Raw genomic sequence first — 20,000 nt, forward strand, 5'->3', positions numbered from 1 at the left:
TTCTACTAAAAGGATGTGCTACCTATGAAAGCTTCACCTTTACAAAAGGGAGATAAAGTGGGTGTGATTGCACCGGCCAGTCCCCCAAATGTCGAAAACTTTGAAAAGGCACTGCCTTTTCTGAAAGAGCTCGGACTAGAACCTGTGATCGGAAAGCATCTTTATGAAAAAAATGGATACCTTGCAGGCAAGGATGAAGAACGACTGGCAGATTTGCATGACATGTTCAGAGATCCTGAAATAAAAGGAATCATTTGTGCATGCGGTGGGGTGGGAACAGGAAGGATCGTTTCAGATATTGACTTCAGCCTCATCCGCAGCAATCCAAAGATTTTTTGGGGCTATAGTGATATCACTTTTTTACATACGGCCATATTCCAGCAGACTGGTCTCGTAACATTCCACGGTCCCATGCTAAGCTCTGATATCGGACTGGACTCTGTACCGGAGTGGACAAAGAAATCTTTTGATCAGCTCTTTGACACTGAGGACGTCATTTATCCAGAGTCGCTATCAACCATTGAAACATTGGTAGAAGGGAAAGCAGACGGTGCCGTTGTGGGCGGGAACTTGACACTGTTGGTCAATTCATTGGGAACACCGCATGAAATCGATACAAAAGCAAAACTCTTCTTCATCGAAGAGATTGATGAGGAACCTTATAAAGTGGATCGGATGCTCAATCAATTGAAGATGGCAGGGAAATTATCCGAAGCGTCCGGTATCATCATCGGAGATTTCAAAAACTGCAATCCAGTTAAACGGGACCGCTCTCTCAGCTTGGATGAAGTGATCAACCACCATATCATTCCCGCTGGAAAACCGACCCTTAAAGGATTCATGATTGGTCATTCTTCACCTAGCTTTGCCATTCCATTCGGGGCACACGGCTTTATGGATACAACGGATCTTTCCTTTAGAATCGAATCCGGGCTTCGAAAGGGGTCATGAATATGATCATCCAAAAAATCGAAACTTTTCAAACCCATGTTCCACTGATCAAGCCATTTAAAACAGCCCTGAGGACCGTGACCGCCGCTGAAGCGATCATTGTGAAGATCACCTGTGAAGATGGACGGATCGGGTGGGGTGAGGCCCCGCCCACAGCTGTCATAACAGGAGAGACCCTTCAAAGTATAGAAGGAGCGATCCACTATCATCTCAAGCCTGCCTTGTTAAAAGGGGATCTATTGAATCATGAAGAGATATTCCACCGGATCCAAGCATGCATGACCGGGAACGGAAGTGCAAAAGCAGCCGTTGATATGGCAATCTATGATCTAGTAGCTCAGCGAAGCGGACTCCCCCTTTATCAGTTTCTCGGAGGGTACAAGAATCGATTGGAAACGGATTTCACCGTCAGTGTCAATGAGCCGTCTGAAATGGCCGATGATGCACGTCAGTACATAAGAGAAGGATTTGATGTATTAAAAGTCAAGGTAGGTAAAGATGACATAGAAAAGGATATCCGCCGGATCCAGGCGATTCGTGAGGCAATTGGTAGGCATGTGCAGATCCGGCTCGATGCGAATCAGGGCTGGGGAGCAAAAGAGGCAGTCCGTGCCATCAAAAAAATGGAAGACTCTGATCTAGGAATCGAATTGATCGAACAGCCGGTTCCCGCTCATGACCTGAACGGACTCAAATGGGTGACGGACCAAGTCGATACACCGATCATGGCCGATGAGAGTGTCTTCAGTCCACTTCAAGCATTGGAAGTGATAAAGAACCGATGTGCGGATCTCATCAATATCAAACTGATGAAAGCAGGTGGGATTCACCAGGCTATCAAGATCAACGTCCTTGCAGAAGCTGCGGGAATGGAATGCATGGTAGGGAGCATGATCGAGTCCCGTTTAGGTATCACCGCTGCAGCCCACTTTGCAGCCAGCAGCCGGAATATCACCCGATACGACTTTGACGCTCCCCTTATGCTAGCGCACGATTTTCTTGAAGGCGGGGCGAACTATGAAGGGAAACAGATCAGGCTTTCTGAAAGTCCTGGATTGGGCATTAAACATATTCACTTGGAGAAAGGGAGGATAACCAATGATGGAAAGGTCAGTAGTTAATGTGGCCGTGGCCACTTTATGGACGACACCGCAATCCCCGAGAAAACGTGATGAAGAAATCCTGACCGACCCTGTAGACTTGGAAAAGTGGATTGCCCCGCAGGACTATGAATCACTATTGGAGCTGTGCGATCGCAATCTAATCCAATCACAACTCTTGTTCGGAACCGAAGTAAACGTGGTAGGGATAGAAGGGGAATGGTCTGAGGTAGTCGTGGCGGAGCAGCCTTCATCCAAATGTGCAGACGGATATCCAGGATGGATCCCGAGCTGTCAGTTGAGCAGGGATGAAATCAAGGAACCGAAGGACCGGTATGCCATCGTCAATGTCCCGTTCACTGAATTGGAATATGAGAATGGAAGATTGAAATTAAGCTATCTGACTGCCCTTCCGGTAATCAATCAAACGGAGGAAGCCGTTCGGGTACAGACACCGAAAGGGCCTGGTACCCTCCAAGTGGAAGATATCGTTTTCTCTTCACGTACTATACCGGATGTGCAGGGAGACGGTGCTGCGATTGTGAAAGACGGAGAGCAATTTTTGGATCTCCCTTATCTTTGGGGGGGAATGAGCGCTTTTGGATATGATTGCTCAGGTTTTTCCTACAATATGTGCCGTGCTAACGGTGTGATCATCCCAAGGGATGCAAATGATCAGGCCCTGCACGGAAAGAAGGTGCCATTGGATGCATTGGCTCCTGGAGACCTCCTGTTTTTTGCTTATGAGAAAGGCAAGGGTGCGGTCCATCATGTTGGAATCTACCATGGGGACGGCGTGATGATCCACTCTCCAAAAACAGGGAAGACGATTGAGACCCTATCGCTGAAAGGAACGTATTATGAGGAAGAACTTTGTGAAGCAAGGCGCTATTGGAAAGACTAGGAGGCGGTAAGGATGACCAATGAAAAGCTACTTCAAGTGAAACGGCTCAAAAAACATTTCCGACTGGATAAGGGAAAGTTACTAAAAGCGGTGGACGACATATCCTTTGATATATATCGTGGCGAAACATTCGGGCTTGTAGGAGAATCCGGATGCGGAAAATCGACGACTGGGAGAACGATCATCGGGCTCTATGAATGTACGGACGGGGAGGTGGAATATGCGGGTCGGAATCTCCACGCACTTAGCGCAAAGGAGCAGCATGCATTTCACCGTAAGATCCAGATGATATTCCAGGATCCCTATGCTTCTCTCAATCCCAGATCCACAGTGAAAGAAATCATAGCGGAGCCCATGGAGGCCCATCAGCTTTATAAGAATAAGAAGGAACAGTTGGAAAAGGTCTATCAGTTGCTGGAAGACGTCGGTCTGAACCGGGATCATGCTAACCGATATCCACATGAATTCAGCGGCGGACAGCGGCAGCGGATCGGGATTGCACGGGCTCTTGCTCTCGATCCTGAGTTCATCATCGCAGATGAACCGATATCAGCGCTTGACGTATCCGTACAAGCCCAAATCGTCAACCTCCTTAGGAAACTCCAAAAGGAAAAAGGCATTACCTTCTTGTTCATAGCCCATGACTTATCCATGGTGAAGCATATCAGCAATCGGATCGGTGTCATGTATTTGGGTTCGATCGTCGAGCTGACTGAGAGTAAGGAACTGTACAAAAAGCCTCTGCATCCATATACACAGGCGCTACTATCTGCCATCCCGATTCCGGATCCCGACGTGGAAGACAGGAGGGAGCGGATCATCCTGAAGGGTGAAATCCCTAGCCCCATCACCCCCCCAAGTGGATGCGTATTCAGGACGCGCTGCCCTCACGCAATGGATGTATGTGCAGAGAAAAAACCAACCTGGAAGGAAGTGGAATCAAGTCATTTTGTAGCGTGTCACCTTTACGATGAAACCATAATCAAAGATCATGACGAAGTGGCCGTAACCAAATGAAAACCGCAGGGCTAAAAGATTTGAGAGAGGATCTGATGAAGATCGTACATGAGTGTCCCGGCAGTGTAAGCTTCACGATTCTCTCAAATGACGAGTCCCTTTCTTGGGAAGAGAACCGGCGGATATCTTCTGCCAGCCTGATCAAGCTACCGATCATGATGGCTGCATTTGAACAGATCCAGACAGGCAGCCTTAAGGGTGATGCCATGGTGGTCCTGCGTCATGAAGATCATGTGGAAGGCGCAGGAGTCTTATATGGGTTGCATGATGGAATCACATTGTCCATTGAAGATTTGTTGACGCTCATGATCACCGTCTCAGACAACACAGCCACCAACCAGCTGATCGAGCTGATTGGAAAGGATTCAATCAACAGATTCTGCCTGTCCTGGAAGCTAAAGCGGACGTTCTTGAACCGTAAGATGATGGACTTCCGATTGCTGGAAATGGGGCAGGACAATTGGACGTCATCCATGGACGTGGTCAGCTGTCTTAGAGGGATCAATGAAGGTCCCTTTGAGGAGGCGTCCAGGAGAAAAATGCTTATGATGCTCTCGCGCCAGCAATTCCGTGATAAACTTCCTGCATTGGTAGGGGGAGATGTAAAAGTCTTCAATAAGACCGGGGAACTACCTGGCGTTGAACATGATTGTGCGATTTTGGAGTCAACTTCTGGAAAGATTGCTTATGTGGCTGTTCTGATTGATGAGCTGCAGGTTCCAGAGGATGGAAGGATGGCGATCTCGAGAATCGGAAAGCTTGTGTATGATTATTTAACTGCTTAATATCTGTAATCGTTTTGTCATAATTGTCATATAAAACATCCATCCAAATATGTGGGCTCCTCTCAGAAAGGCGCAGAAAGACCTACAACCTTGGAGGAAGATAGTAGGCTACCCTGATTCTAAAGCCTATCCTAACGACCGATCAAGGTGAAGAAGAGGAGCATACGGCCCATTTGAGAGTTCCTGGGCCCAACCCTTCCCCTGTGGAAAACATCATTGTTTCATACGGGTGTAACATGCCTATTCTTTCCTTCCTGTACAATTATAGGAGGGGGGATATACGATGAGAGAATGGATTGTAGATGATAATGATGTAATGAAGATGCTGGATTCATGGTTAAGGGATCCAAAGCCTTTTTGGGAAGGATTTTATGAAAACCGCGAACGGAAAATCCCTATTTTTACAAGTAGACCCGATGAGAGCCTTGTGTCGTATGTACACAGTGGTCGATTGAAAACGGGCAAAGCACTGGATATTGGCTGTGGTGCCGGAAGGAATGCTATTTATCTCGCCAGTAACGGATGGGAGGTCGATGCAATGGACCTTTCTTCGACTTCCCTAAAGTGGGCAGGGGAGCGGGCAGAAGAAGCGGGTGCAACGATCCGCTTCTTCCAGGCAGACCTCCTCGAACATCAGATTGAAAAGGATGCATATGATCTAGTGTACGACTCGGGGTGTTTTCACCATATTGCTCCACACAGAAGACCCCGGTACAGAGAAGTGATCCTGAATGCGTTGAAGCAAGATGGATATTATGGCCTAGCCTGTTTTTGTGAAGACGGAGAATATGGGGGTGCCACCCTATCAGATTGGGAGATCTACCAAACGGGATCGCTCCATGGCGGGATGGGATATACAGAGGAAAAGCTCATTCGGATTTTTGAGTGCTTCACCCCAGTGGAAATACGGAAAATGGTCGGGGACAGCGATCAGGATGTATTTGAATCCGATGGACTATGGGCAGCATTATTCAAGCATGATCTGCCCCGGTCCTGAACAAAAAGTAAAAGAGTTGGGCGTCCATCGCCCAACTCTTTTAGTCTATCAATAAACTTTGTCGCCATTGAAGATCGAATTTTTCACTACCACATAATCGACGGTCCGGATGGCATCGAGTTTCGTTCCGCCTGCATAGGAGATCGAGGATTGAAGATCCTGTTCCATTTCCGTCAGGGTATCTTGAAGTGAACCTTTATGCTCAACAAACATTTTCTTCCCTTCAACGTTTTTCTTTTCACCTTTTTGGAATTCAGATGCAGAACCGAAGTATTCTTTAACGCGTTTTCCATCAATTTCGGTCGTTTCACCAGGAGATTCTTCATGCCCTGCGAATAACGATCCGATCATGACCATGCTGGCACCGAATCGGATGCTTTTGGCGATATCACCGTGCGTCCGGATCCCACCGTCAGCGATAATCGGCTTGGTTGCAGCTTTTGCGCACCATCTCAATGCCGCAAGCTGCCAGCCTCCGGTTCCAAAACCGGTTTTGATCTTTGTGATGCAAACTTTGCCCGGACCAATCCCAACCTTGGTCGCATCGGCTCCAGCGTGTTCAAGTTCTCTTACCGCCTCTGGTGTCCCCACGTTTCCAGCAATAACAAAGCTCTCAGGCAGGAGTTTTTTAATATGTTGGATCATGCTGATCACGGCATTTGAATGGCCATGTGCAATATCGATCGTGATGTATTCAGGTACCAACCCCTTAGAGGCCAGTTCCTCCACAAAATGATATTCTTCTTCCTTCACGCCCACGCTGATGGACGCAATCAGTCCGCGAGCGTGCATATCCTCGATGAAGCTGATTCTTTTCCCAGGTTCGAAACGGTGCATAATATAGAAATAGTTATGTTCTGCAAGGTACATAGCAATCTTCTCATCGATGATGGTCTGCATATTGGCAGGTACCACAGGAAGTTTAAATGTATGTCCACCCAATGTGATGGCTGTATCACATTCTGAACGGCTGTTAACAATGCATTTGGCTGGAATCAATTGAATATCTTCATAGTCGAACACGTTTTCCATCATGAACACTCCTAAACACGAATAATTATCGTCGGACGAAAATGAAATGTTCGTCCATTGGTAATGTACATGATTTCTTGACTGTTGTCAAAGTTTTTTATCAATTCAAGATGACACATTGTAATCGATTACTATTTTTCGCAGCAGCAGGGGCAGTCGCATTCTTTTTTTGTTTCACACAGACAGTTTGGGCACGAACATTCGTGGACCATCAGGACACCTTCTTTCTTTTACCAACCAGTATATCCAGATGAAAGAATGTTCAATCGATTTTCATTCTCCCATTGCAAATCGATCGCTAATGGATTAGAGTAGGAATAACCGTTAAATTATTTTTACCGAGTAAAAAGAGGTGTGCAGTATGGCAGGAATATATATCATCAAAGATCTTGATCAGCTTAAAGCTCTCAGCGATCCGTTTCGGGTCAGGCTGATGTTCAAACTGATTGAACGGCCGTATACGGGTCAGCAGCTGTCCGAAATCTTCGAGCTTTCACGAGCACGGATTCATTATCACCTGAAAGAGCTTGAAAAACTTGGTCTTGCAGAAATCGTGAAAACCGAAGAGAAAAATGGCATTATTCAAAAGTTCTATCAGTCTGTGGCAACAGGTTTCTATCCCCATTCAAGTCTTTTCCCACACACGAAGGAAATCAGCGATATGAAACAATATCTCATGCTTGAAATGATGGAACAGACGACATCGAAGCTATTATCTGCACCATCTGAAGCACTTGAAGATGTTGATTCGAGTGAAGATCCTTCTGAGTGGAATATGATGGCGTCATCTTGGGAAATACAAGCTTCGGAAGATACCTTCAAGTGGTACATCAAGGAACAATTCAAACTGATGGAAGAACTTGATCGCCGCGCGGAAGCAGAAGAGGCGTCGGTCAAGAAGAGATATTTTGTATCCAACTACGGTTTCCGGGTAGAAGAGCCTGTTTTTGAAAGAGTAAAAGACAAAGACCAGTGAGAAGGTCTTTTCTTTTAGTACAACGGTAAAATAATTTTAACCGAGTATATTTTTTTACTAAAACGGTCAAAAAAAACTTACAGTCAGGAGATGGTGAACGGGATGAAAGAGCATTTGTTTAGAAATCGAAACTTCAGCTTCATGTTTACAGGCAGGATTTTATCGAATATGGGGGACAGCGTCTACTATGTTGCCGCCATGTGGCTTGTGTACGAACTGGGAGGAAGTTCCTTTTATACGGGATTGGCCGGTTTCCTCACCATGCTGCCGACGGTTCTGCAGTTCTTGATTGGTCCACTGGTCGATCGTTTCAGTACAAAGAAGCTGCTGACATACGTACAGGTGCTTCAGGCAGGACTGATCTTGTTGATTCCGGTTGCCCATTTCATAGGCTATTTGAATGTGGCCGTGATCTTGACGATCATGCCGATAGTATCCATGATGAATCAGTTTACGTATCCCGCCCAAACAGCCGCCTTGCCACGGATCATCAAAAAAGAACAGCTTGTAAAAGGGAACGCTCTGTTTACGTTCGCTTACCAAGGAGCCGACATGATCTTCAATGCCCTTACGGGAATCCTTCTCCCATTGATCGGTGCCGTAACCCTCTTTATGATGGATTCTGCTGTGTTCTTAGCAGCCGCTCTAGTGTACAGCTCCCTTCGTTTGCCAGAGAAAAAAAGGACCAGGAAAAGGACGTTGAAGGAATCGACTATTCTGTATAAGGGGGAGTTGGCAGAGGGGATGATGATTGTTTTTCGCTCATATATGGCCATCTTCTTGGTCGCGTCCGTGATTGCAAATGGGGCCATCGGCGCTACATATGCCATCCTACCTGTATACACGGGTGAATCAGCAGGGGCATCCTGGTTTGGGTGGTATCTTGGAGCCATTTCACTTGGTCTTCTGTCTGGTGCACTATTCGCTCCCGTTCTATCCAGATTTCCGCTTGGCCGGTTAACCATTACATTGTATTTTCTAGGCGGGGCCAGCTGGATGGTGTCGGGCCTTTCGGGTATTTCCATAATCGGGGCTATATTGTTTGGCCTGGCCTGGCTACCCATCGGTGCAACGAATGTCATTACGGGGGCTGCCATCCAGTCCATCTTGCCACCGCATCTGATGGGAAGGGTATTTTCGGTTGTCGCGTCCATGAGTGCTGTGGCCATGCCCCTTGGCTCCCTTTTTGGGGGGATTATGGCCGACCGGTGGGGAAGCGGCATCATCTTCATGTCGGCAGCGGGCGCAATCGTCTTCATTTCGATATTCTGGTTAAGTGTCTCCAAGCTCCGCAGGCTTCCAAGTACACATGAGCTGTCTGCTGGGGATCTCCATTTACCTGAAAATTCCCACTCCACAAACATTGGATGATAATGGTAGAATAAGAAGGGATAGTCAGTCTTTGGAGGCATGAATATGATATTGAACACAACCATTCAAGAAGCAGGTTACAGCCGGGATGACCTGATTCTGCAAGACATTTCATTTGAGGTCGGGAAGGGTGAGCTTGTCGGTCTGATCGGGCCCAACGGTGCGGGGAAAAGCACAACAATCAAAACCATCCTGGGTCTTATGAAGCATGTGAAGGGAACGGTCGAGATTTCTTCCTATGCGTATATACCGGAACGTCCGATTTTTTATGAACGGCTGACGATGAGGGAACATATTGACTTTCTGTACACGACCTTAGGTGGAGAACAGGCAGCCTTTGAAGAAAAAGTGACTAGCCTGGTCAGCTACTTCCGGTTGACCCATGTTCTTCATCATTATCCTGATCAGTTCTCAAAAGGGATGCAACAAAAAATGATGCTTATCCTGGCGTTTCTGAAAGAACCGGATCTTTATATCATTGATGAGCCGTTCATGGGGCTTGATCCGACTGCCGTGAAGAAACTCCTCGCCCTTTTGGAAACTGAGCGTAAAAGGGGAGCGGGCGTCCTGATGTCGACCCATATCCTTGACACCGCCGAGCGGATCTGCGACCGCTTTGTACTGATAGCAGAAGGGGAAATGATCGTCGAGGGGGACCTGAAGGCCATCCGGAGAAAGAGTGGACTCCCAGCAGGCTCGCTATTCGATTGCTTCGATGCGCTGACAGAGGGGGAGGAGAATGATGGTCTGGCCCATTTTTCAGCACCGATTCAAGGATGAGTGGCGGCAGAAATGGAAGGTGATCCGCTCGGTCATCGACTGGACGATCGCCCTCTACCTTGTAGTTCCGTTTGCGGTCATGGCGCCTTTTTTCTATCGGGATTGGTGGACTGAAACGGAATCCTATTGGGCTTCTGGTATCCCGGTCTGGATCCTTCTGTCTATATTGGGCTTCATGACACTCGGGGGAAACATTCGCACCTATGTCCTAGAGCCGGATCTATTGTTCCTGATAGAAAAGAAGGAGCAAGTCATTGCACTTAAAAGACTGGGCCTTATGGTCACCGTGGGACAGATCCTGGTGTCACTCGTTTTACCTGTTGCCCTGTCCCTTCCCATATTCGTGAACATATATGATGAACGTCCCTTGACTATAGCCGTGATCTTCATTCTATTCGTCTTGCTCAAATGGTCAGTGCTGCTCATGAAGAAATACATAGCGGGAAAATGGTCAAGGGGAGTCTTGATGCTATTCATGGTAGCAGCCTTTGTACTGGTCTCAACAGTTGCGGATTCTCCGATATATGGGATCGCGGCAGTGTTGATCCTGCTGTCGACTATCATTGGTTACTTCGTTCAAGGGGTGAAAAGTACAGGGGATTTCCAAAGTGAAGTGGAGACCGAGCAATCGGAACGAAATCAATATGTAAACCTCGTTTATAGCCTTTCCACTCAAATAGAAAAAGAAAAAGGAGGGAAACGAGGCAGGCCATTGATCTTGTTCAGGAACTCCAGGCGTTTATTCCGGGAACGGACAGCTGAAAATGGAATCCTGGAACTATGTTTAAAGGCATTTTTACGTAATGGAACTTTCTTTCGGACATATATACAGATGATTTCCATCACCACAGCCGGAATTCTGTTCCTTCCCCTTTTATTGAAGTGGTTGCTGTTTGGGGGCATCCTTATTTTCATGACCTTCTGGCTCCTTACCATTTTCAAGAAGCTCATGGGCAACCGGTTCTTTGAAGTGGCGCCATTTGATCAAGAGGCGGAGTACGCTGCTGCTAACAGATTTGGTAAGTGGCTCGGAACGCCCGTCCTTATCTGGACAGGGACAATCACGATACTATCGACGATTTGGTCGGTTTATTTTTAACTAGGAGGAATCTACATGGTTGAATTGAAGAAAATGAGTGATCATGAGTTTGAAGCATGGCGGAATAGAAGCGTCGCTTCTTATGCCGCGGAGAAAGTAAAAGCCGGTAATTTCAAGGAAGAAACGGGGATTGAACAGTCTGAGAGCGAATTTCAAAAGCTTCTGCCACAAGGGAAGGATACACCGGATCACCATCTGTTCACCGTCATGGACGAGGGAGAAAATGTTGGGATGTTATGGTTTCATGCCAATAACGAAATGAAGGAAAATTACATTTTTGATATTGAAATGCTCGAAAGCAAGCGGGGCATGGGGTATGGAAAACAAACGCTTCAGGCATTGGAAGATCTCAGCCGGGATATGGGGATGGAGAAAATTTCACTTCACGTGTTCGGTCATAACAAAACAGCCATCGGCCTTTATACGGGCACAGGGTTTGAGACGACCAATATCATTATGTCTAAGAAGCTATTATAGTCTTATTTAAGAGATTGGGACAACACAAAAAAGGTCATGACGAACAATATGAGTATGGCTTCTTTATACCGCTCATGATTTCCATGCAAGACTTCTTCGCTTTCCGCGGGTAGCCCGTGAGCCTCCTCAGCAAGCCAGTGGGGTCTCACATCATCTACTCCTCTTCCCGCCGGAGTCTTCATCTTGCACTCCAATCAACCGCTAGGAACAAGTAAATCGTAATGGTCATGAAACAAATCAAAAACCCGAATTATCTCAGACAAGATAGTTCGGGTTTTCCTATGACTAAAACACTCTTGTGCCAGCCTCTTTCCTATTGTTATTGAATCGTGACGTAATCCTCATCCACGCTATCTTGTCCTTCCTCAAACTTGAGCTTTGTCCTGAATAGGTACCTTGCTCCTGCGTGTTCAACCGGCAGATCATCTGGAATCTGGTAAACGAATGAATACATATCCTTCTCTTCAGTCTCAAGAGCATGAGTGATCGCCACGATCCTCGTATCGATTATCTCTTCTTTCTTGCCGTTCTCATAGATCATGACAAGCTGACATTCAATTTTTGTCAGGAGCTGGTCCACGATCCCCCCGTTGATATGGAATTTCCCTGATAGCTTTTCCCCTTTTCGGTAATGATCTTTGGGAAGGGTCAAATCGATCATTGCTGAGCCGACACCGTTTAAGGACATGTATTTTCGCAGTAACATAGGGCTCCTCCTTTTATTTATTGAACGTAAAAGACCTTTACCAAGAAGAGATGCCACATTTAGCCACATACTTCCGGTAAAGGTCTCGCTAACAACCATGTTGCCGATGAAGCCGGGGGTCTTGACCCCGTAATGACGACCTCATCGTATAAGCTACTCCCCTTTATGGGATTCAGTTGAGATTATCATAAGGAGAAATATCTATTCTGTCAAATGTTACGGTTAATGGATGTAAGCCGTTCCCAAAAGGACGAGCTTTTCATATAGTAACGTAAAAGGAGTGATGACTATGGCTAAGGCCAGTGACTTTTTGATTGCACTTGATGACGGGCATGGAATGGAAACTGCGGGGAAAAGGACCCCTTATATTGAATCCCTTGGTAGGCAGATCCGAGAAAATGAATTCAATGCTGCTGTGACGAATTATCTGAAGATCGAGCTGGAGAGATGTGGTTTTCGAACGGTTTTGACTGCCCCTACAGATGTGGATACCCCACTAAAAGAAAGGACGGATCTCGCCAATTCACTGAATGCTGACGCGCTTGTATCCAATCATTTCAATGCTTTGAAAGACCGGTTCGACCCCGGTGGCAATGACCCTGAAGGACATTCCATCCATATATACCCGGGAGATGCAGTAGGAAGACAATTCGCAGAAACGGTGGCAAAATATATCCGTCAAAATCCCCGTCAGAAGTTCAGGGGGATTATCGAACAAAATCTCCATATCACCCGCGAGTTCAAAAATGCGGCCATCTTGATTGAGAATGGATTCATGGATAACCGCAGGGAATCCTTACTGATGATCAATCAGACCTTCCAACAGGAAAGGGCACGTGAAGAGGCACAGGGAATCTGTGAGTATTTCGGTGTGCCTTATGTAGGGGGAAGCGCGCCTGCTCCAGCCCCGGCTCCATCCCCAACCCAAAAGCCTGTAACTGGGAGTGAGATAGGAAAACGTGTCGAATCAATCTACCGAGGTGCGGATCAATTGAATTTTTATTCTAAACCGACCTTCAACCAAGCGTTCGTGGCAGGAAAACTTGCATTCGGGTTTGGCTTTCCTACTATTACAGCGAAGCTGAACGTAGAAGGTGCCCAGATGTATGAAGTGAAGAATTCTAAAGGAAACACCTACTATGTGACGGCGTCACCTCAGTTTGTGAAGGTCGTCGGTGCTGGTACCAGTACACCTCAGCCCCCATCATCACCATCGATTAAAGCCATCGGAGAAATCACCATCATCGGGGTGGCGAATGCTGCCATCATCCAAGACCGGCCGGATCGACTCGCATCCGTCAATCTCGGTACCATCAATCGAGGACAGACCATACGGGTTGCTGGCTCGGTCAAAGGGAAGAATAGTCCTACCGGCTACTGGGAAGTCATCTACAATGGGAAACGAGCATATATATCAGGTGAATTTGGACAGTTCCGTTCTTATTAATCAAGAAGGTCCGGATTTTCATTCCGGGCTTTTTTATATGGATGAGAAGGGACTAAGAAGAGGGATGTCGTATATCCATGATAGGGAGGGATTGTATGTATGAACTGAAAACGAAGGAAACGGATGCGGACGTCCTGGAATACATCGAAACGTCCGTGCCTGAGATTCGCAGGGAGGATGCTTTCAAACTGCTGGATCTGTTTACTGAAGCATCAGGTTTCGAAGGGAAGATGTGGGGGAAGAGCATCATTGGCTTTGGATCCTACCACTATACGTATGCAAGTGGGCATGAAGGGGATGCGGCATTGGCAGGATTTTCACCGCGCAAATCCAAGATTTCTATCTATCTGGGCTGTACGGGAACTGATAAAGACAAACTCTTATCGAAACTTGGCAAACACACAAGCGGAAAGGGCTGTGTGTATATCAATCGGTTAAGTGGCGTAGACACGGATATTCTGAAAGAATTGATCCGGTTATCGATCCATGAACTTCAAACCAAATATCCTGCAAACGGGTGAAGAAGAGTCAGTCAAAAGACTGATTTTTCTTTTTTGCTTCGCTGGTAAAATGAGTTCTTGTGTTAGAGATTTCAATCATATTCCACCCCATCGCAAACTTATGGCTTGCAATCGAGGCGGATATCTTATATGATTAATCTCGAATTAAGAATATCTCAGTTCAAGATATACGAGGTATTAACTCCCAAGATAAGAAAGGAACGAATACACACATGTCAAAAGTATTGTACATCACTGCACATCCACATGATGAGTCTGCTTCATTCAGCATGGCAGCAGGTAAAGCATTCATCGATTCTTACAAAGAAGCCAATCCATCAGATGAGGTTGTTCATATCGACCTTTACAAAGAAAACATCCCTCACATCGATGCAGATGTATTCAGCGGATGGGGCAAACTTCAAAGCGGAAGCGAGTTCAACGCATTGTCTGCTGAAGAGCAAGCAAAAGTAGCCCGTCTGAACGAACTATCTGACCAGTTCGTTGCAGCTGACAAATATGTTTTCGTCACACCATTCTGGAACTTCTCTTTCCCTCCAGTTATGAAAGCGTATATTGATTCTGTCTCTGTTGCAGGCAAATCATTCAAATACACCGAGCACGGACCTGTTGGACTTCTGACAGACAAAAAAGCCTTGCATATCCAAGCACGCGGCGGTATCTACTCTGAAGGTCCTGCAGCAGCAATGGAAATGGGACATCGCTACCTTGAACTCATCATGCAGTTCTACGGTGTACCTAGCTTCGAAGGTCTCTTCATCGAAGGACACAACGCTATGCCTGAAAAAGCGCAAGAGATCAAAGAAAACGGAATTGCCCGTGCAAAAGATCTTGCGAAAACATTCTAATAGGTGAAATTGAAAAGACCGCCAGGCTGGATGACCAGCCTGGCGGTTTTTTATGAGTACTCCCTCTGCAGCGAAAGAAGCACCCTTATCCGTTCGTTTATCTAGGGAGGAAGGTGGGTAATGCATGATCTATGCTTGTCTTGCTTGTCCGGTCACGGATTAGCCGGCGGTAGCCAATGCCGTGAAACTTTCAGGGCCGACCCTGACAGTACCCAATGCTGTGGCACTGACATAGGCGGAGTAAACCAGTGGACCACTCGCAGGGATTCCAGGATTGAAGTCAGCGCCAGCGAATGTGATCAATTGTGGACCTACAATGGATAAATCCAAAACTTGCCTTGCTGTATACACTGTAATTAAACCAGATTGTTGTGTACCACGGATGATAGTGATATCAACGTTCGTCGCAATTGGGAGCAATGGCAGCTGAACAGCCATCGTTCCTTCGAATTGAACCCTGATCTGCCCGACAGTCGCTTTTGTAACATCTAGTCCGACGACTCCGAAAAGACTATTTTGACCTACAAGGATTGGTGTTGAAATCTGTCCATACGTGCTCGCATTTTGTGACGTACGCGCATCAAGAAAAATTCCCATATTTTCACCTCCTGTCTTGTTATCTAGTACAGTATATGCATGTCCACTGAATGCGTCTGTGCACATGATTCAGTTTTGAAAAATGGATGATACCCCCAAATGAAACTTTTCCACCCGCTATATCGTATATAGAAGAAACCATACATAAATTGGGGGAGTCAACATGTGGATCAGCATCGGTTTCAGCATCATCTATCTTTTTTGTATCATTTATATGATTTCTTATCGCCTGAATATAAAAAAAGCGGTTGAACGTAAAGATGAGGCCTATTATCCTTCAGTGCAAACGAATTTAGATAATATTATCGTCCCTGACAGGTGGGAGCCTATGATCCCACTTGATAAACGTTCTAAATCCTATCGGACCCTCCACTGGGGAACGCCTGCCCTCATCCTTCTGATGAGCATTCTATTCATCCTAGTATTCGGAATGGATTTTTTGCATGGTTCATTCATTAATTTTGGTTATATTTTCTTTACCTTCTTAGTCATGATCCGGCATCAGGGTAACATCTACCTGTTGAATGATGGCGTCATTTTAAATGGCAGGTTCTTCTCGTGGAATAAGGTGAAGGGCTATAAAGTGGAGAAAGTTGTGAAGTGGCACGAATTATATGGGTTGGACGAACGATTGAACAATAGTTACAAGGTCAGCCTGCTATTGAAACGGGGGATTTTCCAGCCGAATTACGTAGTACTCACAGAAGAGCGTGACATGAGAACCGTCGTTCAGCTGCTGGAGGATAAAGGAATTGAGGGGACGGTAGCGTATGTACTTCCTCAACCGGAGGTGCAACGATGACCATCGAGCGTGCCCTCAAGGCTGCAAAAGAATTGATCCGTGTCCGGTTCCCTTCATGTGAAGCTGCCGTATTAAGTGGAAGTGTGGTCCGAGGACAGGACACGGCGACTTCTGATCTGGATATCGTCGTCGTGACCAACCAACTCTCTTCTTCTTACAGGGAAAGCCTGATGTGGGAAGGGTGGCCGGTTGAACTATTTGTCCACACGCCGACGGGGATCCTCGATTTTTTCAGAGATGATTGTCTCCGCGGCAGGCCATCGCTACCGCGGATGATCGCAGAAGGGCTGCCTCTAAAAAGTAATCAAACCCTCGACTCATTAAAGGCTACCGCAAACAGGCTGCTCAGTGCCGGACCGGAACGCTGGGATGAAGATACCATTGATAGGAAGCGGTATTTTCTAACCGATGCACTAGATGATTTCAACGGGTGTACCGACCGGGGAGAGGGACTGTTCATTGCCGGTCATCTGGCGGAACTACTACATGAATTTGTTTTAAGGACCAATGGTTGTTGGGTCGGAAGTTCAAAATGGATCGTGAGGGCACTGAAGGAGTTTGACCCTGAATATGCACAACATTTTGTCCATGCATTCGATTCCTATTACAAACATGGGAAGAAAAGAGGGGTGATCACTCTGGTGAATCAAGCTCTCAGTCCGTTCGGTGGCCGCTTGTTCGAGGGATTCTCAATCGGGAAACCTTAGATGGGCCATTCTCCTGACTATACTAAAAAGGGTGTTCCGGTTGAACCGGAACACCCTTGGTTTTTTAATCAAGTATGATTTGGAAGCTGTCATGATCTTTTCGATGCATGCCTTCCTCAAAAATGAGACGCGTAACAAATTTATACGAGATGCCCTCTTTACTCGGAGGGAATGTATCTGCCAGACGGCAGGCAAATTGGATTTTTCGTTGCTCTCCTGCTTTCATAATGGAAGAGCTCAGGATTGTATTCTGGTGAAGGATGGATGAACACTCGGTCTTTTCATTGTATTGAAGCAGATCCGTCTCTATCCTTTTCAGCTTCTGGTCGACTTTACCGCCGATCAATTCGTATTCCCCTTTAATGAGTTCTCCTGGACAATAGGCAGAACGATGCAATACAAGATCGATCTTCGCAGCACCGATCCCCATCTTACACATCAACTTTGCAAACATCATTCTCACCCTCGCTTTCTTTATAATATTTATCTGATCATGGGCAGAATTATCCTCTAACAAAGCTATATTGTAAAGAAAGAAATCAACGATGTCTACACTAGTTTTTCGACATTTTTCGATTAAGCTCACTTACCTCATGAAAATATAAAATATAATGGAATAGTTGTAAAATAGAGGTAGATTAATAGGGTGACTTTCTATACAATAGGAAGCGGAAGAAGTCTTATCTGCCGGACGCGCAGGTAGTGAATATAACGTACAAAGGGGTTATCGAATGAAGGAAAAGAAAGCAAAGAAAAATCAGACGACGGTCCGGATGAATCTGCTGTTCGTTTCCGTGTTTTTTCTGTTCTCCATGCTCATTCTCCGACTTGGTGTTGTGCAAATTGTCAAAGGAAATCAATATGAAGCGGAAGTATCGAGAACGGAAAACGTCAAGTCGGATAACGGCAATCCACCCCGAGGCAAAATCTATGACCGCTACCGGAATGTGATTGTTGATAACGTCCCGATGAATGCCATTACGTATACAAGCACTCAGTCGACAAAATCTAAAGAAATGCTGGAAGTAGCTGAAAACCTCTCCAAACTGATTGATATTGACGAAAAAGTGATCGAGAGCATCACCGACCGTGACAAACAAGATTACTGGCTACTCCGAAACAAGGAAAAAGCCTCTGAGCTCGTCACCAAGGATGAATTGGCTAAATTGGAAGCCGATGAAGAACTGGACGAAGATGAACGAAACAAAAAAGCGTATGAAATGCAACTAGACAGAATTCCTGAAAATGAACTGAAGGCTTTTACAAATGAGGAATTGAAAGTACTCGCTATCTTCCGCCAGTTCAATACCGGATATGCCCTGACACCGAAGATTGTCAAGAATAAAAACGTCAGTGATGAAGAGATGGCCAGGGTAAGTGAAAACCTCTCAAGTCTTCCAGGAGTGAATGTTACTACGGACTGGGAGAGGAAGTATGTCCAGGACAGTACATTGCGATCAATCTTAGGTAAGGTGTCCACAACGGAACAAGGAATCCCTACAGAATTGGTAGATGACTTCAAATCCAAAGGGTACGCCATGAACGACCGGGTCGGAACCAGCTATTTTGAATCAGAGTATGAGAGTCTTTTGAAAGGAAAAAAAGAGGAGATTGAACACATCACCAAAAACGGAAGCGTCATTGACTCTCAGATGATTAAAGAAGGACATAGTGGAAAGGACGTCTACCTTACCATTGATCTAAAGCTTCAAAAAGAATTGGAAACAATCGTAGAAGAAGAGTTAAGCAAGCAGGCCGCCAAAGGCTGGGAGTCCCCGTATCTTGATCGTGCCTATCTGATTATGATGAATCCTTATACGGGTGAGATCCTCTCCATGGTAGGGAAGAAATATGGTCATGATAAAGACGGAAATGTGGAACTACAAGATGATGCACTTGGAACCTTTACTTCGGAATACGGAGTGGGGTCAGCTGTAAAAGGTGCCACTGTGTTGACAGGGTATATGACTGGCAGTCTGGCTATCGGAGAATCCCTTTTGGATGAGGCCATCCAGATAAAAGATACTCCAGTCAAACGCTCATGGTTCAACCAAAGCAGAGGAGCCATGTACATGACGGATAAGCAAGCCCTTGAATGGTCCTCAAATGCATACATGTGGAAAACGGCTTTTAAAGTAGCCGGTGTAACATATCAAAAAGATCAACCGATGAACATCAAAAGAGAAACCTTCGATACATTCCGTAATCATTTCAAACAATTTGGACTTGGAGTCAAAACGGAAATTGATCTTCCGGGTGAAGCAGATGGGCTCCAGGGTTCCGAGTATAAGCCGGGTAACCTTATGGACTTTGCCATCGGTCAATACGATACGTATACCCCGATGCAATTGGCTCAATATGTATCCACCATCGCCAATGGAGGATACCGGATGCAGCCTCATATCATGAAAGAAATCAGAGAGCCGAACTATGAGAGTGAAAAAGTCGGATCCTTGTTATATGAACACGAGTCGAAAGTGTTAAATAGGCTTGATGCTTCTGAAGAAGAAATTCATTCAGTGCAACAAGGGTTCTACCGAGTGGCCCATGGTGCGAATGGAACAGCTAATAACTTTGCCAACGCTCCTTATGATGCCGCCGCAAAGTCGGGTACAGCTGAAGCATTCTACTATGCTCCTGAACGCGGAAAAAACCTGGAAACCTATAACACTACACTCGTAGGGTACGCACCGTATTCACATCCTGAAGTGTCGTTTGCAGTAGTACTCCCTGCATCTCATCAGGATAAAGATCCGTATGTCAACAAAACCATCGCTAAACGAGCCATGGATAAATACTTCGAGTTGAAAAAGGAATACGAGAAAAAGGGTTATTACAGTGAATCAACAGATAAAGAAGTCATAGACTCAGAAGAAGAATGAT

General features: G+C 45.9%; 21 protein-coding genes. 17 read left to right on the top strand and 4 right to left on the bottom strand.

The window, feature by feature from the left end; translation table 11 throughout:
- The first annotated feature begins 24 nt into the window (after positions 1-24).
- The 6 genes from K6T23_RS11335 to K6T23_RS11360 all read left to right on the top strand — a co-directional run bounded on the left by K6T23_RS11335 (position 25) and on the right by K6T23_RS11360 (position 5,754).
- Positions 25-951, top strand: coding sequence for a S66 peptidase family protein (locus tag K6T23_RS11335; protein WP_079516084.1), 927 nt, complete (start codon positions 25-27; stop codon positions 949-951).
- Positions 952-953: 2 nt separating this feature from the next.
- Positions 954-2,072, top strand: a complete 1,119-nt coding sequence (locus tag K6T23_RS11340; RefSeq protein WP_148984241.1) for a dipeptide epimerase — start codon at positions 954-956, stop codon at positions 2,070-2,072.
- On the top strand, positions 2,050-2,955 hold the full coding sequence (locus K6T23_RS11345; protein WP_337946906.1) for a C40 family peptidase: 906 nt from the start codon (positions 2,050-2,052) through the stop codon (positions 2,953-2,955). The genes K6T23_RS11340 and K6T23_RS11345 overlap by 23 nt, the downstream gene beginning before the upstream one ends.
- A gap of 12 nt (positions 2,956-2,967) precedes the next feature.
- Positions 2,968-3,972, top strand: coding sequence for an ABC transporter ATP-binding protein (locus K6T23_RS11350; RefSeq protein ID WP_238281085.1), 1,005 nt, complete (start codon positions 2,968-2,970; stop codon positions 3,970-3,972).
- Positions 3,973-4,007: 35 nt separating this feature from the next.
- Complete coding sequence (locus K6T23_RS11355; protein ID WP_162244139.1) at positions 4,008-4,757, top strand: serine hydrolase; 750 nt, start codon at positions 4,008-4,010, stop codon at positions 4,755-4,757.
- 283 nt (positions 4,758-5,040) lie between these two features.
- Positions 5,041-5,754 (top strand): class I SAM-dependent methyltransferase, encoded by a 714-nt coding sequence (locus K6T23_RS11360; RefSeq protein ID WP_056536599.1) that lies wholly within the window; start codon positions 5,041-5,043, stop codon positions 5,752-5,754.
- Positions 5,755-5,802: 48 nt separating this feature from the next.
- Here the strand turns inward: K6T23_RS11360 and guaC are convergent, their stop codons facing one another.
- Positions 5,803-6,786, bottom strand: coding sequence for a GMP reductase (gene guaC, locus K6T23_RS11365; protein WP_337946947.1), 984 nt, complete (start codon positions 6,784-6,786; stop codon positions 5,803-5,805).
- Between the two features lie 361 nt (positions 6,787-7,147).
- Between guaC and K6T23_RS11370 the strand changes: the two genes are divergently transcribed.
- The 5 genes from K6T23_RS11370 to K6T23_RS11390 all read left to right on the top strand — a co-directional run bounded on the left by K6T23_RS11370 (position 7,148) and on the right by K6T23_RS11390 (position 11,489).
- Entirely contained in the window at positions 7,148-7,762 is a 615-nt protein-coding gene (locus K6T23_RS11370) for an ArsR/SmtB family transcription factor (RefSeq protein WP_148984245.1), read from the top strand.
- Between the two features lie 102 nt (positions 7,763-7,864).
- Positions 7,865-9,133 carry an MFS transporter gene (locus K6T23_RS11375; RefSeq protein WP_238281087.1) on the top strand — a complete coding sequence of 423 codons (1,269 nt, stop codon included), beginning with the start codon at positions 7,865-7,867 and terminating at the stop codon, positions 9,131-9,133.
- 45 nt (positions 9,134-9,178) lie between these two features.
- On the top strand, positions 9,179-9,913 hold the full coding sequence (locus K6T23_RS11380) for an ABC transporter ATP-binding protein (RefSeq protein ID WP_238281088.1): 735 nt from the start codon (positions 9,179-9,181) through the stop codon (positions 9,911-9,913).
- Positions 9,873-11,012 (top strand): ABC transporter permease, encoded by a 1,140-nt coding sequence (locus K6T23_RS11385; protein WP_238281089.1) that lies wholly within the window; start codon positions 9,873-9,875, stop codon positions 11,010-11,012. The genes K6T23_RS11380 and K6T23_RS11385 overlap by 41 nt, the downstream gene beginning before the upstream one ends.
- 15 nt (positions 11,013-11,027) lie before the next feature.
- The gene (locus tag K6T23_RS11390) at positions 11,028-11,489 is read left to right on the top strand and encodes a GNAT family N-acetyltransferase (protein ID WP_238281090.1); all 462 of its coding nucleotides are present in this window, start codon (positions 11,028-11,030) and stop codon (positions 11,487-11,489) included.
- 319 nt (positions 11,490-11,808) lie between these two features.
- Here K6T23_RS11390 and K6T23_RS11395 read toward each other — a convergent pair whose 3' ends face one another.
- Entirely contained in the window at positions 11,809-12,195 is a 387-nt protein-coding gene (locus tag K6T23_RS11395; RefSeq protein ID WP_056536580.1) for a sporulation protein, read from the bottom strand.
- 289 nt (positions 12,196-12,484) lie between these two features.
- Between K6T23_RS11395 and K6T23_RS11400 the strand changes: the two genes are divergently transcribed.
- The 3 genes from K6T23_RS11400 to K6T23_RS11410 all read left to right on the top strand — a co-directional run bounded on the left by K6T23_RS11400 (position 12,485) and on the right by K6T23_RS11410 (position 15,011).
- On the top strand, positions 12,485-13,642 hold the full coding sequence (locus K6T23_RS11400) for an N-acetylmuramoyl-L-alanine amidase family protein (protein ID WP_238281092.1): 1,158 nt from the start codon (positions 12,485-12,487) through the stop codon (positions 13,640-13,642).
- A gap of 95 nt (positions 13,643-13,737) precedes the next feature.
- Positions 13,738-14,163 (top strand): DUF1801 domain-containing protein, encoded by a 426-nt coding sequence (locus K6T23_RS11405; protein ID WP_238281093.1) that lies wholly within the window; start codon positions 13,738-13,740, stop codon positions 14,161-14,163.
- Between the two features lie 212 nt (positions 14,164-14,375).
- Positions 14,376-15,011: an FMN-dependent NADH-azoreductase gene (locus K6T23_RS11410; protein ID WP_053427070.1), complete on the top strand. Its 636-nt coding sequence runs from the start codon at positions 14,376-14,378 to the stop codon at positions 15,009-15,011.
- A gap of 159 nt (positions 15,012-15,170) precedes the next feature.
- Here the strand turns inward: K6T23_RS11410 and K6T23_RS11415 are convergent, their stop codons facing one another.
- Positions 15,171-15,608, bottom strand: coding sequence for a hypothetical protein (locus K6T23_RS11415; protein WP_053427069.1), 438 nt, complete (start codon positions 15,606-15,608; stop codon positions 15,171-15,173).
- Between the two features lie 163 nt (positions 15,609-15,771).
- On the opposite strand from K6T23_RS11415, the gene K6T23_RS11420 reads away from it, so the two are divergent.
- Together K6T23_RS11420 and K6T23_RS11425 are read left to right on the top strand one after the other, a co-directional pair.
- Positions 15,772-16,410: a hypothetical protein gene (locus tag K6T23_RS11420; protein ID WP_238281095.1), complete on the top strand. Its 639-nt coding sequence runs from the start codon at positions 15,772-15,774 to the stop codon at positions 16,408-16,410.
- Positions 16,407-17,117 (top strand): nucleotidyltransferase domain-containing protein, encoded by a 711-nt coding sequence (locus K6T23_RS11425; RefSeq protein ID WP_238281096.1) that lies wholly within the window; start codon positions 16,407-16,409, stop codon positions 17,115-17,117. Before K6T23_RS11420 ends, K6T23_RS11425 begins: the two co-directional genes overlap by 4 nt.
- Before the next feature lie 64 nt (positions 17,118-17,181).
- On the opposite strand, the gene K6T23_RS11430 is transcribed toward K6T23_RS11425, so the two are convergent.
- A complete protein-coding gene (locus tag K6T23_RS11430; protein ID WP_079516095.1) occupies positions 17,182-17,574 on the bottom strand; it encodes a sporulation protein in 393 nt (130 codons plus the stop codon).
- 274 nt (positions 17,575-17,848) lie between these two features.
- On the opposite strand from K6T23_RS11430, the gene K6T23_RS11435 reads away from it, so the two are divergent.
- Positions 17,849-19,999 carry a peptidoglycan D,D-transpeptidase FtsI family protein gene (locus tag K6T23_RS11435; RefSeq protein ID WP_079516096.1) on the top strand — a complete coding sequence of 717 codons (2,151 nt, stop codon included), beginning with the start codon at positions 17,849-17,851 and terminating at the stop codon, positions 19,997-19,999.
- The last annotated feature ends 1 nt before the right edge of the window (position 20,000 follow it).

The sequence above is a fragment of the Rossellomorea marisflavi genome, from assembly GCF_022170785.1.
In the GTDB taxonomy this organism is placed as follows: domain Bacteria; phylum Bacillota; class Bacilli; order Bacillales; family Bacillaceae_B; genus Rossellomorea; species Rossellomorea marisflavi_B.